General features: G+C 61.8%; 15 protein-coding genes. 12 read left to right on the top strand and 3 right to left on the bottom strand.

Annotated features, from left to right (window positions below; translation table 11 throughout):
• Positions 1 to 152: 152 nt before the first annotated feature.
• Positions 153 to 707: a LabA-like NYN domain-containing protein gene (locus tag B5M07_RS15690; protein ID WP_067627693.1), complete on the bottom strand. Its 555-nt coding sequence runs from the start codon at positions 705 to 707 to the stop codon at positions 153 to 155.
• Positions 708 to 830: 123 nt separating this feature from the next.
• Here B5M07_RS15690 and folK point away from each other — a divergent pair, with 123 nt between their 5' ends.
• The 12 genes from folK (at position 831) to recO (ending at position 10,330) form a co-directional block, all read left to right on the top strand.
• Positions 831 to 1,439, top strand: coding sequence for a 2-amino-4-hydroxy-6-hydroxymethyldihydropteridine diphosphokinase (gene folK, locus B5M07_RS15685; RefSeq protein ID WP_254693937.1), 609 nt, complete (start codon positions 831 to 833; stop codon positions 1,437 to 1,439).
• Between the two features lie 73 nt (positions 1,440 to 1,512).
• Positions 1,513 to 1,866 carry a DNA-directed RNA polymerase subunit omega gene (gene rpoZ, locus B5M07_RS15680; RefSeq protein WP_120351971.1) on the top strand — a complete coding sequence of 118 codons (354 nt, stop codon included), beginning with the start codon at positions 1,513 to 1,515 and terminating at the stop codon, positions 1,864 to 1,866.
• A gap of 36 nt (positions 1,867 to 1,902) precedes the next feature.
• Positions 1,903 to 4,053 (top strand): RelA/SpoT family protein, encoded by a 2,151-nt coding sequence (locus B5M07_RS15675; protein WP_067627699.1) that lies wholly within the window; start codon positions 1,903 to 1,905, stop codon positions 4,051 to 4,053.
• A gap of 37 nt (positions 4,054 to 4,090) precedes the next feature.
• Positions 4,091 to 4,747 (top strand): DUF2062 domain-containing protein, encoded by a 657-nt coding sequence (locus tag B5M07_RS15670; RefSeq protein WP_067627702.1) that lies wholly within the window; start codon positions 4,091 to 4,093, stop codon positions 4,745 to 4,747.
• Between the two features lie 99 nt (positions 4,748 to 4,846).
• Positions 4,847 to 5,599 carry a pyridoxine 5'-phosphate synthase gene (locus tag B5M07_RS15665; RefSeq protein ID WP_120351970.1) on the top strand — a complete coding sequence of 251 codons (753 nt, stop codon included), beginning with the start codon at positions 4,847 to 4,849 and terminating at the stop codon, positions 5,597 to 5,599.
• A gap of 113 nt (positions 5,600 to 5,712) precedes the next feature.
• Positions 5,713 to 6,156, top strand: coding sequence for a PA2169 family four-helix-bundle protein (locus B5M07_RS15660; RefSeq protein WP_120351969.1), 444 nt, complete (start codon positions 5,713 to 5,715; stop codon positions 6,154 to 6,156).
• A gap of 145 nt (positions 6,157 to 6,301) precedes the next feature.
• On the top strand, positions 6,302 to 6,706 hold the full coding sequence (gene acpS / locus B5M07_RS15655) for a holo-ACP synthase (protein WP_120351968.1): 405 nt from the start codon (positions 6,302 to 6,304) through the stop codon (positions 6,704 to 6,706).
• Positions 6,707 to 6,838: 132 nt separating this feature from the next.
• Positions 6,839 to 7,675, top strand: a complete 837-nt coding sequence (lepB, locus tag B5M07_RS15650; protein WP_120351967.1) for a signal peptidase I — start codon at positions 6,839 to 6,841, stop codon at positions 7,673 to 7,675.
• Positions 7,672 to 8,358 carry a ribonuclease III gene (gene rnc / locus B5M07_RS15645; RefSeq protein ID WP_120351966.1) on the top strand — a complete coding sequence of 229 codons (687 nt, stop codon included), beginning with the start codon at positions 7,672 to 7,674 and terminating at the stop codon, positions 8,356 to 8,358. The genes lepB and rnc overlap by 4 nt, the downstream gene beginning before the upstream one ends.
• Entirely contained in the window at positions 8,355 to 9,263 is a 909-nt protein-coding gene (gene era / locus B5M07_RS15640; RefSeq protein WP_120351965.1) for a GTPase Era, read from the top strand. The genes rnc and era overlap by 4 nt, the downstream gene beginning before the upstream one ends.
• A gap of 15 nt (positions 9,264 to 9,278) precedes the next feature.
• Positions 9,279 to 9,608, top strand: coding sequence for a DUF1491 family protein (locus tag B5M07_RS15635; protein WP_120351964.1), 330 nt, complete (start codon positions 9,279 to 9,281; stop codon positions 9,606 to 9,608).
• Positions 9,608 to 10,330: a DNA repair protein RecO gene (recO, locus tag B5M07_RS15630; protein ID WP_120351963.1), complete on the top strand. Its 723-nt coding sequence runs from the start codon at positions 9,608 to 9,610 to the stop codon at positions 10,328 to 10,330. The genes B5M07_RS15635 and recO overlap by 1 nt, the downstream gene beginning before the upstream one ends.
• Here the strand turns inward: recO and B5M07_RS15625 are convergent.
• Together B5M07_RS15625 and B5M07_RS15620 are read right to left on the bottom strand one after the other, a co-directional pair.
• Positions 10,314 to 10,706 (bottom strand): META domain-containing protein, encoded by a 393-nt coding sequence (locus B5M07_RS15625; protein ID WP_120351962.1) that lies wholly within the window; start codon positions 10,704 to 10,706, stop codon positions 10,314 to 10,316. The genes recO and B5M07_RS15625 overlap by 17 nt on opposite strands.
• 67 nt (positions 10,707 to 10,773) lie before the next feature.
• Positions 10,774 to 12,456, bottom strand: a complete 1,683-nt coding sequence (locus B5M07_RS15620) for an acyl-CoA dehydrogenase family protein (protein ID WP_067935577.1) — start codon at positions 12,454 to 12,456, stop codon at positions 10,774 to 10,776.
• Between the last annotated feature and the right edge of the window lie 54 nt (positions 12,457 to 12,510).

Raw genomic sequence — 12,510 nt, 5'->3', positions numbered from 1 at the left:
ATCTTCCCTGGGGTATTTTAGAAATTTCACAGGCCAGTGACGCCATTGTCACTGGTCTGTTATTCGTCTGCCTGCCCCCTTGATGCCGGGCACAAGAAAGCCACTGCTGCGGCTAGCAACATGGTTTTGGGCGGAAATAAGGCGGTTTGCGCTTAGTCTTGCGAGGTCGAGATCGGATCGCGCGGCGGACGGCCAATGACATCACGCAGATCGTCAAGCTCGATAAAGTTGTCGGCTTGGCGACGCAGATCGTCAGAGATCATCGGCGGCTGGCTGCGAATCGTCGACACGACAGAAACGCGCACGCCTTGGCGTTGCAGGCTTTCGACCAGCGGACGGAAGTCGCCGTCGCCGGAAAAGATCACGATATGGTCGACACGCGGTGCCAGTTCCATCGCATCAACGGCCAGTTCGATGTCCATGTCGCCTTTGACTTTGCGGCGGCCCATGCTGTCGGTGTATTCCTTGGCCGGTTTGGTGACCATGGAAAAGCCGTTGTAGTTCAGCCAGTCAACAAGCGGGCGGATCGGCGAATACTCATCGTTTTCCAGCAATGCGGTATAGTAGAAGGCGCGCAGCAGCTTGCCGCGGCGCATGAACTCTTGCCGCAGCAACTTATAGTCGATGTCGAAGCCAAGCGTCTTTGCTGCGGCGTAGAGGTTGGAGCCGTCTATGAAAAGCGCCAAACGCTCATCTTTGTAGAACATTAATCTATCCTTTCGGCAGGCTTCGCCGTATTCCCGGTTTGAGTTGTAATCGTCGCAGATTAATAAATCTGTGACGGCTGGCGATGCCCCCACATCAGGGTGCATAACTAAGGCTTTTTAACGATGTCGCAAGACCCCGTGGGTATGGAATTAAGCAGTAGAGAGCCTATACGAAAGTATAGTCTCCTGATTGCGCTTGGTGGGAACCTCGGCTCTTCTGTCGGTGCGCCGCAGGAAACCCTGAAGTCGGCTTTGAAGCTGTTGCAAACCTCCGGCGGGGTGATTCGCGCGACCAGTGCATTCTATCATACTCCGGCTTTTCCCGCAGGAGCGGGGCCCGATTATGTGAACGCCGCAACGCGTTTGGAAGCGCCGTGGGATCCGGCCAAAGCGCTTGGCGTCTTGCATCGGATCGAGGCGCAGTTGGGTCGGGAGCGGGTGCAGCGTTGGGGCCAGCGCACTTTGGATTTGGATTTGCTGGCCTGTGATGATATCGTGTTGCCAGACCGTAACACCCACAAGATGTGGCGTGATTTGCCGCTTGAGGCTCAGATTGGCCGCACGCCAGAGCAGTTGATCCTGCCGCATCCTCGCCTGCAAGACCGCGCTTTTGTGCTGGTGCCGCTGGCCGACGTGGCTCCCGATTGGGTGCACCCGCTGCTGGGAAAACCGGTGCGCACCTTGCTTGAGGCTCTGCCTGAGCGGGATCGTGCCGAGGTGCGGCGCCTGTAATAACGGCTTGTAAATCTGCCCGAGGCGGCCTAAATACCGCACTTCTGGCAGCAAATGAGATATTGGAGGCTTCATGGCCCGCGTCACCGTCGAAGATTGTGTGGATAAGGTTCCGAACCGTTTCGAGCTCGTCATGCTGGCCGCGCACCGCGCCCGTGAGATTGCTGCCGGATCGCCGCTGACCGTCGACCGCGACAACGACAAGAACCCGGTCGTGTCCCTGCGTGAGATTGCGGACGAAACGCAGTCGGCTGATGATCTGCGCGAGCGTCTGATCGAAAGCAATCAGAACCAGATCGAAGTCGACGAACCCGAAGAAGACGCCATGGCGCTTTTGATGGGTGGCGAAGAGGACAAGCCCGAAGAAGACAGCATGTCCGAAGAAATGTTGCTGCGCCAGTTGATGGCCGCACAGGGGCAGGGCTAACCCCCGCGCCCCGGCCGGGGCAATGAGGCAGATGGCATGAACAGCGCCGACATTACTGCCGATGACCTGATCGCTCTTGTTCAAGGCTACAATCCGCGTACCAACGAACCCCTGATCCGCGCCGCTTTCGACTACGGGGCGCGGATGCATGAGGGGCAGTTTCGCCATTCCGGTGAGCCCTATTTCACCCACCCCGTCGCTGTCGCTGCGATCCTCACGGAACAACAGCTTGACGATGCGACGATCATCACCGCCCTTTTGCACGATACGATCGAAGACACCAAAGCGTCTTATGCCGAGGTGCAGAGTCTCTTTGGCGGCGAAGTGGCGGAATTGGTCGATGGTGTCACCAAGCTGACCAATCTTCAGCTCAACTCGACCGAGACCAAACAGGCCGAGAATTTCCGCAAGCTCTTTATGGCGATGTCCAAGGACTTGCGCGTCATCCTCGTCAAGCTCGCCGACCGTCTGCACAACATGCGCACGATCAAATCCATGCGCCCGGACAAGCAGGTCAAAAAGGCGCGGGAGACGATGGATATCTACGCGCCACTGGCGGGGCGCATGGGCATGCAGTGGATGCGCGAAGAGTTGGAAGACCTTGCGTTTCGCGTGCTCAACCCCGAGGCGCGCGCCTCGATCATTCGCCGCTTTATCACCCTGCAACGCGACACCGGCGACGTGATCCAGCGGATCACCGGCGACATGCGGGTGGAGTTGGAAAAAGCGGATATCGACGCCGAGGTTTTTGGCCGTGCCAAGAAACCCTATTCGATCTGGCGCAAGATGGAGGAGAAGGAGCAAAGCTTCTCCCGTCTGTCCGACATTTACGGCTTTCGCGTTATCACCGCCTCTGACGAGGATTGCTACCGCACACTCGGCGCGATCCATCGCCGCTGGCGCGCGGTGCCGGGGCGGTTCAAGGATTACATCAGCCAGCCCAAGACCAACGGCTATCGCTCGATCCATACCACCGTCTCGGGCCGCGATGGCAAGCGGGTGGAAGTGCAGATCCGCACCCGGCAGATGCATGACGTGGCCGAGACCGGCGTCGCCGCGCATTGGTCCTACCGCGACGGTGTGCGCAGCCGAAACCCCTTTGCCGTCGATCCCGCCAAATGGATCAGCCAGCTGACCGAGCAGTTCGACGCCGAGACCGACCACGAGGATTTCCTCGAAGCGGTGAAGCTTGAGATGTACGCGGATCAGGTCTTCTGCTTCACGCCCAAAGGCGATGTGGTGAAACTGCCGCGCGGGGCGACGCCGATTGATTTCGCCTATGCGATCCACACCCGGATCGGCAACGCTTGCGTTGGGGCCAAAGTCGACGGGATGCGTGTGCCGCTCTGGACGCGGATCAAAAACGGCCAGTCGATTGAGATCACCACCGCGCAGGGGCAAACACCGCAGGTCACATGGCTTGATATCGCCACCACCGGCAAGGCCAAGTCGGCAATCCGGCGGTCCCTGCGCGAGGTCGACCGCGAGCGCTTTATCAAACTGGGCCGCGAATTGGCGCGCTCGGCCTTCGCGCAGGTCGGCAAGAAGGCCACCGATAAGGTGCTGCATACCGTCGCCAAGAACATGCGGCTCAACGGCCCCGATGAGGTGCTCGCCCGGCTTGGCAGTTCCGAACTCACAGGCCGCGAAGTGGTGGAATGCGTCTATCCTGACCTTGCCCCGCAAAAGGGCGAGCAGATCGACGTGCGCCGCGCCGTCGTGGGGCTGGAGCCGGGCCAGAGCTTTGACCGCGCGCCCTGCTGCACGCCGCTGCCCGGTGAGCGGATCGTCGGCATCACCTTCCGTGGCAAGGGCGTGACCGTCCACTCAATCGACTGCGACCGCCTGTCGGAATACGAAGACCAGCCCGAGCGTTGGCTGGATCTGCGCTGGCACGATGGCAGCCACCCGGCGGTCTATACCTGCGCGTTGGACATCACCATCGGCAACGGCGCGGGCGTACTGGGGCGGGTCTGCACCTTGATCGGCGAAGCCTCGGCCAATATCTCTGATTTGGAGTTTGTGGAGCGCAAGCCTGACTTTTACCGGTTGGTGGTCTATGTGGATCTCAGAGACGTAAGTCATCTGCATTCGTTGATGTCCACGATCGAAGCCGAAAGTGAAGTCGCCGATGTCAGCAGGCACCGCAATATGAGCATGGGAAAGACTGTCGAAAAGACCGACTGACCCCGCGCAGACGAAACGCCGATACTGGACCTGAGACTTGATTTTCAAACGCCGCGATCCGAAACCGACCCTGCGCGCGCTGGCCGAGTTTCTGTGGCCGCGGGGTGGTTGGACACGTGCGTTTCACTACGTCAAACACCGGATGCGGCGGCTGCCCGACAGCCCCGAGCGCATTGCGCGCGGCATCTGGGCCGGGGTCTTTACCACCTTCACGCCCTTCTATGGTCTGCACTTCATTGTGGCGGCACTAATCGGGCGGGTGATGCGGGCCAATATCCTCGCCGCCCTTATGGCGACCTTCTTTGGCAACCCGCTGACCTATGTGCCCATCGGCATCGCGGCCCTGCAGACCGGGCATTGGATCCTTGGCGCGCCCGTGGCCCCGAAAGAGCATCGCTCCTTCGGGGGGAAGTTTCTGGATGCGGGCCGCGATCTGCAAGAGAACTTTGTCGCGATTTTTACCGATAGCCAGATGGATTGGACGGGGCTGACCGCCTTTTTCCATCAGGTCTTCTACCCCTATCTGATCGGGGGCATCCTGCCGGGAATGATCTGCGCCTCTATCGCCTATTATATCTCGGTACCGGTGCTGCGGGCTTACCAAAAGCGGCGGCGCGGGATGATCAAGGCCAAGTTCGAGGCGCTCAAGCATAAGGCGGCGCAAAAGGCCGAGGCCAAGCGCCACGCGGACTGAGGCTTTCAGGGCATCAATTTTCCGGAAAAACCGCTTCCCCCTATGGGGTTGGCGAAATTTCCGACCTATGGTCGGGCAAGTGATGCAAGGGGAATCGAGATGGCGGATCAACCAAAGCTGAGATTGGGCGTGAACATTGACCATGTGGCGACCGTGCGCAACGCGCGGGGCGGCGCCTATCCTGACCCGCTGCGCGCGGCCAAGATCGCGGAAAAGGCTGGCGCCGATGGCATCACCGCGCATCTGCGCGAGGACCGGCGGCATATCTCTGATGCCGATATCGAAGGGTTGATGGAGGTGCTTTCCGTCCCGCTGAACTTTGAGATGGCCGCCACCGACGAGATGCAAAAGATTGCCCTGCGCCACAGGCCCCATGCCGTCTGCATCGTGCCCGAAAAGCGCGAAGAGCGCACCACCGAAGGCGGGCTGGAAGTCGCCCGCGAGGAGAATAAGCTGGCCCATTTCATCGCGCCCCTGCGTGAGGCGGGCAGCCGGGTGTCGATCTTCATCGCCGCCGAGCCTGCGCAGATCGAAGCCGCCAATCGCATTGGGGCAGAGGTGATCGAACTGCACACCGGCGCCTATTGCGATGCCTTTGCCGAAGGCCGCTGGGATGAGGCGGACGTTGAGCTTAAAAAGCTGCGCGAGATGTCTAGTTTCGCAGCTTCCCTCGGGCTTGAGGTTCATGCCGGACACGGGCTGACCTATGACACGGTGACCCCCATCGCGGCCTTTCCAGAGGTGCGCGAACTCAACATCGGGCACTTCCTGATCGGAGAGGCAATATTCCTCGGGCTGGAACCCGCCATAGCCGAGATGCGCCGCCTGATGGATGAGGCCCGCGAGGGCTAAGCCCGCCGGTCTTCGGTGGCGAAAATCCACTCAATGGATGCCTCCTTCTGGACCTAAAACGGCTTTGACCGCGTTGGGTCGCCAGACTGGTTAACAAACCTAAGGAGGCACCAATGAGCGACCATATCGACACACTGAAGAAACTCCACACCCGCCTGATCGACAGCCGCGACGGCTATCGTGAATCCCGCAAGCAGGTCTCGGATGAGGCCGCCTTCGTCGGCTTCTTCGACCAGCGCATCGCTGAGCGCGAGAAGTTCCACACCGAATTGCACCGCCAGTTGGGCGTCGACGGCGTGGATGTCTCCGAAGAAGGCTCCGCCGCTGCATCGGCCCACCGTGGTTGGCTGAAACTGCGCGACGCGGTGACCGGCGATGACGAAGCCGTCTATGACGAGATCGTCAACGGCGAATCCGCATTGGTCGAAAACTACGACGATGCGATCAAAGCCACCGCTGGCCGCCCCGGTTATGAGTTCCTGACCGAGCAGCGCGCCTCTGTGCAGCGCGCCATTGATGAGGCGAAAGCCGAAAAAGCGCGCCACGCCACGGCCTAAGCTGCGCGACATCCCGAGTTTAACGCCGTTCCGTTCCGCGGGGCGGCGTTTTCGCGTCGTATTGCTGCTTTTCCTCGGCAACGGCGCATGATCTATTGTCGGTAAAGGGCGCATCGGCCCCGTCACGCGACAAGAATGGCACTCAATGATCCTCGGCATCGGCACTGATTTGGCAAATATCGAGCGTATCCAAGGCACGCTCGACCGCTTTGGCGACCGTTTCCGCAATCGCGTTTTTACGGAAGTCGAACAGCGCAAGGCCGAGCGTCGCCGCGATGTCGCGGGAACTTACGCCAAACGCTGGGCCGCGAAGGAGGCATGTTCAAAGGCGCTTGGCACCGGGCTGCGCATGGGCATTGCATGGCGCGACATGGCGGTCAGCAATCTGCACACCGGCCAACCCGTGATGGAAGTGACCGGTTGGGCCGCCGACCGTCTGGCCGCGATGACCCCGCCGGGGCATGAGGCGATCATCCATGTCACCCTGACCGATGACCACCCCTGGGCGCAGGCCTTTGTCGTGATCGAAGCGCGCCCCCTTGCCGATTGAGACCCCTCAGGCTGGCGCGCCCCGCCGTTTCGCGTCATATGCACGCGGGGCAGGCCGATCCGGCCCCGCGTCACTTGACTTGGCCCGCACGGCCCCGCATGTAACCCCAAACCGATATGTCAGGAGCGCCGCATGGCCGCTAAGGAAAAAACCGGCAACGCCTTTGTCGAAACCATCAAGACAATCTTCTGGGCGCTGCTGATCGCGGGTGTCTTTCGGACCCTGTTCTTCCAGCCCTTCTGGATCCCCTCCGGCTCCATGAAAGAGACGCTGCTGATCGGCGATTTCCTTTTCGTGAATAAGATGGCTTACGGCTATTCCTATGCGTCTTGCCCCAGTCTGATGCTCCCTGGTGTCGGGATCGAGATCGACGCCAAGGATGTCTGCGGAGTGTTCGACGGCGACAACGATCGGCTTTTCGGGTCCGAGCCTGAGCGCGGCGATGTGGTGGTCTTCCGTCATCCCGTATCGGGCCGCGACTACATCAAACGTCTGATCGGTCTGCCGGGGGACAAGGTGCAGATCCAAAACGGCGTCATCAGCCTGAACGGCACCCCGGTCAAAGTCGAAGATGCAGGCACCTTTGAAGAGGTCATGGCCCCGCAAGGCCCACAACAACTGCGCCCGCGTTGCGAAAACGGCCCCGTCGGGCAAGGCGGCAGCTGCGTCAAAAGCCGCCAGATCGAAACGCTGCCCAATGGCGTCTCGCATCCGATCTTGAACATCACCAACCAGCAGTCGGACAACACGGGCGTCTATACCGTGCCTGAGGGGCATTACTTCTTCATGGGCGACAACCGCGACAATTCTGCCGATAGCCGGTTGGCGCAGCGCGCCGGTGGCGTGGGTTTCGTGCCGTTTGAGAACCTGATTGGCCGCGCGGATCGCATCATGTTCAGTTCTGCCGGGCGTTCGATGCTGTTCTTCTGGACATGGCGCAGCGACCGTTTCTTCGAAGCTGTAAGATGAAGCTGAGCGGAGACCTCAAAGCCTTTGAGGCGCGGATCGGCCACCACTTTGCCACGCCGGACCTGCTGGTGCGCGCCGTGACCCATGCCTCCATGTCCTCGGCCAACCGTGATGACAACCAGCGGTTGGAGTTTCTGGGCGACCGGGTGCTGGGCCTCGTCATGGCCGAGGCGCTGCTGGCGCTGGATCCCGGTGCGACCGAGGGGCAGTTGGCCCCGCGGTTCAACGCATTGGTGCGCAAGGAAACCTGCGCCGATGTGGCGCGCGAGATCGATCTGGGCAAGGTGCTGAAATTGGGCCGGTCTGAGATGATTTCGGGCGGGCGGCGCAAACAGGCGCTTTTGGGCGATGCGATCGAAGCGGTCATCGCTGCCGTCTATCTGGATGGCGGATTTGACGCGGCCAAGGCGCTGGTGCTGCGCCTCTGGGGCGACCGGCTCAAAACGGTTAAAGAAGACGCCCGCGACGCCAAAACCGCGTTGCAGGAATGGGCACAGGCGCGCGGGCTGACCCCGCCGCGCTATGTACAGACTGACCGCAGCGGCCCCGACCATGCGCCGGTCTTTACCATTACCGCGCGGTTGGACAACGGCGCCGAAGCCGCCGCCACCGCGCCCTCAAAACGCGCCGCCGAACAGGCCGCCGCCACCACGCTGTTGCGGCAATTGGAGAAGAACTCATGACCACCCGTGCCGGATTCGTCGCCCTGATCGGAGAGCCCAACGCGGGCAAATCCACGCTGCTGAACCGCATGGTGGGGGCCAAAGTCTCGATCGTGACCCATAAGGTCCAGACCACCCGCGCCCGCATCCGCGGCGTGGCGATGGAGGGCGACGCGCAGCTGGTTTTCGTCGACACCCCCGGCCTGTTCCAGCCGCGCCGCCGGCTTGACCGTGCCATGGTGGCTGCCGCTTGGGGCGGGGCTGCCGATGCGGATGTGATCGTGCTTTTGATCGAAGCGCACCGTGGCATGACCGAAGGTGTGGAGCGTATCCTTGAGGAGCTTGGCAACATCGCCAAGGGCCGCCGCGTGGCACTGGCGATCAACAAGATCGACCGCGTTGAGGCACCTGTGTTGCTGGGTCTGACCGAAAAGATGAACGCAGCTTTCGATTTCACCGAGACTTTCATGATCTCCGCCGAGCGTGGCCACGGTATCGACACGCTGCGCCAGTGGCTGGCCGGCGAGGTGCCGGAAGGCCCGTGGCTCTATCCCGAAGACCAGATCGCCGACCTGCCGATGCGCAACATCGCGGCCGAGATCACCCGCGAAAAACTGACCCTGCGGCTGCATCAGGAACTGCCCTATCAGCTCACGGTCGAGACCGAGAATTGGGAAGAGCGCAAGGACGGCTCGGCCCGGATCGATCAGTTGGTCTATGTCGTGCGCGACGGTCACAAGGGCATCGTGCTGGGCAACAAGGGTGAGACGATCAAGGCCGTGGGCAAGGCGTCGCGCGAAGAGCTTGAAGAGTTCTTGGGCCGCAAGGTGCATCTGTTCTTGCAGGTCAAGGTCCGCGCCAATTGGCTGGAAGAGGCCGAGCGCTATTCCGAGATGGGCTTGGATTTCAAAGATGGCAACGACTGAGCGTAAAGGCCAGCCATGCCGCGTCTGACCGCGCGTTTCTGGGTCGACGCCTATCTCACCCGGCTGCGTTTGCAGGATATCCCGGCCTTTGTTGTGGCTCATGGCGATGACACGGGCGGCGCTGTGCTGGTGAAACTGGCGACGCTGGACGGCAAAGCAGTGCTGTTTCAACGCTCTTTTGATTTGATGACCGGCGACCGGAAGTGGATTGAGCTGGCTTCGGGTGACGAGGCCGAGGTTGACGCCACCGTCAGCCGCCAGCGCAGCTTTGACCCGGACCTCTGGGTGATCGAAGTCGAAGACCGGCAGGGCCGCCACCTGTTGGACGAACCGGGGCTCACCTGATGGAATGGCGCGATCAGGGCATCCTGCTGAGCGCGCGGCGACATGGCGAGACTTCGGCGATCATTGAGGTTTTTACCCCCGAACAAGGCCGCCATGCCGGGATCGTGCGCGGCGGCACCAGCCGCAAGATCGCCCCCAGCCTGCAGCCCGGCGCGCAGCTTGATCTGGCATGGCGCGCGCGGTTGGAGGACCATATCGGTGCCTTCACGGTCGAGCCTTTGCGCAGCCGTGCCGCGGTGGCCATGCAGGACCGTTTGGCGCTGGCGGGGTTGAACGCGGTGACCGCGCTTTTGTCCTTTTGTCTGCCCGAACGCGAGCCGCATCCGGCGCTCTACCGCCGCACCGAAGCGCTGCTTGATCTTCTGGGGCAGGGGGAGGTCTGGCCGCTGGCCTATCTGAAGTGGGAACTGCGTCTGTTGGAAGAGATGGGCTATGCGCTTGATCTTGAGGCCTGCGCGGTGACCGGGGTGACAGAGGGGCTGGCCTATGTCTCGCCCAAGTCGGGCCGTGCGGTCTCGGCCAAGGGCGCGGGGGAGTGGGCGGATCGTTTGCTGCCGCTGCCGGCTGTCCTGCGGGGCGGCACCGGGAGCGATGCGGAGATTGCGCAGGGGCTTGTTACAACGGGCCATTTCCTTGCCGCGCATCTGGCGCGCGATCTGGGCGGCAAGCCTCTGCCCGAAGCCCGTGCGCGTTTTGTCGATGCCTTCAGTCGGCGGCTTTGAAGACCAGCCGCGCGCCGCTGTCGTCCGACAGGATCAGCGTGTCGCCCAGCACATCCGAGATGGTCACCTCTCCTAAAGCGTTCAGAAACGCCGTCTCGGCTGCGATATCCGGGCAGGCGCGGCGGGTGGCCGCGATATGGCCCGCGTCGAACCACGGGTAGGGCACCGTCATCGCGGCGCTATAGGCGTTGCAGGGGGCCTCTCCTGCGATCTTGCCGGTCTCTGGGAAGGTCAGCGTGGCGCGGGCGTCGAAGGGGGTGCCGTCCAACTCCACCAAGGTCCATGTCTTGTCGCCCGCCCCGTAGGCACGGACGGTTTCATCCCCTTGGCATTGCGGCAGGGCACTGAGGGCGGCGAGGATCAAAAAGCTGCGCATGGGCTGTCCTTTGGGTTGAAACGCCGCCTATGTCCTCGACATCGGCGGCGCTTGCAACCCCGGCGCGTTAGCCCAGAAGCCGCCGCGCGATAACCTGCGCCTGAATTTCCGCCGCACCCTCAAAGATGTTCAGGATACGCGCATCGCATAGCACCCGGCTGATCTTGTACTCCAGCGCGAACCCGTTGCCGCCGTGGATCTGCAGGCCGTTGTCAGCCGCGGCCCAAGCAACCCGCGCGCCGAGCAGTTTCGCCATGCCAGCCTCGACATCACAGCGCCGCCCGGCGTCTTTTTCAAAGGCGCTGTAATAGGTCAACTGCCGGGCGATCATCAGTTCCACCGCCATCATCGCCAGCTTGCCCGACACGCGGGGGAAGTTGATCAGCGCCTTGCCGAATTGCTTGCGGTCTTGGGCGTATTGCATCGAGATATCGAGCGCGGATTGCGCCACGCCGATGGCGCGGGCGGCGGTCTGGATGCGGGCGGATTCAAACGTCTCCATCAGTTGTTTGAAGCCGCGGCCCTCTTCGCCGCCGAGCAGGTTCTCGCCCTTCACTTCGAAACCGTCGAAGCCAAGTTCGTATTCTTTCATGCCGCGGTAGCCGAGCACCTCAATCTCTCCGCCGGTCATGCCGGGGGTGGGGAAGGGGTTGGCATCGTCGCCGGGGGTCTTTTCGGCCAAGAACATCGACAGGCCGCGATGGTCTGTCGTCTCAGAGTCGGTCCGCGCCAACAGTGTCATCACATGGGTGCGCGCGGCATGGGTGATCCATGTCTTGTTGCCGGTGACCTTATAGTCGTCCCCGTCCTTGACCGCGCGGGTGCGCAGGCTGCCGAGGTCCGATCCGGTGTTCGGCTCAGTGAAAACGGCCGTGGGCAAAGTCTCGGCGCTGGCGATGCGGGGCAGCCATTTCTCTTTCTGCGCGTCGGTGCCGCCGCAGAGGATCAGTTCCGCCGCGATTTCCGACCGGGTGCCGAGCGAGCCGACACCGATATAACCGCGCGACAGTTCTTCGCTGACCACACACATCGACGCTTTGGTCAGGCCCAGACCGCCGTATTCTTCGGGAATGGTCAGGCCGAAAACACCCATTTCGGCCAGTTCTTCGATCACCTCAATGGGGATCAATTCGTCTTTCAGGTGCCAGTCATGGGCGAAGGGCTCGACCTTTTCGACCGCGTAGCGGCGGAACTGGTCGCGGATCATTTCAAGCTCTTCATCAAGCCCGCTGACGCCAAAGGTCACATCGGCGCTGCGCTCCTGCATCAGCTCCACCAGACGGCTGCGCGCGGCTTGGGTGTTGCCGCCGCGGGTCAGGGTGGTGATCGACGGCGCGTCGAGCGTGGCCTCATCCTCAGCGCTCAGCCCCAAATCTTGCAGGCGCAGTATCTCGCCTTGGTTCATCTGGATGCCGCCGCGCATCTGGCAAAGGTATTCGCCAAAGCCGATCTGGTGCAGCAGTTGCTCAACCTCGCCAAAGCGCCCGTCATCCTGCAGCCGTTCGGCCCAAAGCTGCATCTGTCGCAGCGCTTGGACATAGGTGGCGAGCCATGCGAGCCCGTGAGCGGCGGTCTGGTTGGCCTCGATCAGCTTGGCTGAGACGCGATCCCCCTCGCTCACCTGCGCGCGGACGGCGGCGGTGGCGGTTTCCAGCAGCCGATCCAACGGCGGCAGCGTCGCCCCGGTGAGCCCGATCAGATCGTCGAGAATTACGCTATGCATCGTCATATCCTGACCATCATGTGCCATGAGCTGTCCTTTCTTGCTTGGGGAAGACATAGACCTTTCGCAGTCGCAGCACAA

This window comes from Sulfitobacter sp. D7, from assembly GCF_003611275.1.
GTDB classification, from domain to species: Bacteria; Pseudomonadota; Alphaproteobacteria; order Rhodobacterales; family Rhodobacteraceae; genus Sulfitobacter; species Sulfitobacter profundi.
The sequence above is the reverse complement of the archived record's forward strand: the minus strand, read 5'-3'. Positions and strand labels throughout refer to the sequence as shown.

Bases quoted from the DNA above. Each gene is read 5' to 3' on its own strand.
- B5M07_RS15690 (WP_067627693.1), bottom strand. From the start codon at position 707: ATGTTCTACAAAGATGAGCGTTTGGCGCTTTTCATAGACGGCTCCAAC.
- B5M07_RS15620 (WP_067935577.1), bottom strand. From the start codon at position 12,456: ATGGCACATGATGGTCAGGATATGACGATGCATAGCGTAATTCTCGAC.
- B5M07_RS15625 (WP_120351962.1), bottom strand. From the start codon at position 10,706: ATGCGCAGCTTTTTGATCCTCGCCGCCCTCAGTGCCCTGCCGCAATGC.
- B5M07_RS15660 (WP_120351969.1), top strand. From the start codon at position 5,713: ATGAGCGACCATATCGACACACTGAAGAAACTCCACACCCGCCTGATC.
- era (WP_120351965.1), top strand. From the start codon at position 8,355: ATGACCACCCGTGCCGGATTCGTCGCCCTGATCGGAGAGCCCAACGCG.
- B5M07_RS15665 (WP_120351970.1), top strand. From the start codon at position 4,847: ATGGCGGATCAACCAAAGCTGAGATTGGGCGTGAACATTGACCATGTG.
- rpoZ (WP_120351971.1), top strand. From the start codon at position 1,513: ATGGCCCGCGTCACCGTCGAAGATTGTGTGGATAAGGTTCCGAACCGT.
- acpS (WP_120351968.1), top strand. From the start codon at position 6,302: ATGATCCTCGGCATCGGCACTGATTTGGCAAATATCGAGCGTATCCAA.
- B5M07_RS15635 (WP_120351964.1), top strand. From the start codon at position 9,279: ATGCCGCGTCTGACCGCGCGTTTCTGGGTCGACGCCTATCTCACCCGG.
- B5M07_RS15675 (WP_067627699.1), top strand. From the start codon at position 1,903: ATGAACAGCGCCGACATTACTGCCGATGACCTGATCGCTCTTGTTCAA.
- lepB (WP_120351967.1), top strand. From the start codon at position 6,839: ATGGCCGCTAAGGAAAAAACCGGCAACGCCTTTGTCGAAACCATCAAG.
- rnc (WP_120351966.1), top strand. From the start codon at position 7,672: ATGAAGCTGAGCGGAGACCTCAAAGCCTTTGAGGCGCGGATCGGCCAC.
- recO (WP_120351963.1), top strand. From the start codon at position 9,608: ATGGAATGGCGCGATCAGGGCATCCTGCTGAGCGCGCGGCGACATGGC.
- folK (WP_254693937.1), top strand. From the start codon at position 831: ATGTCGCAAGACCCCGTGGGTATGGAATTAAGCAGTAGAGAGCCTATA.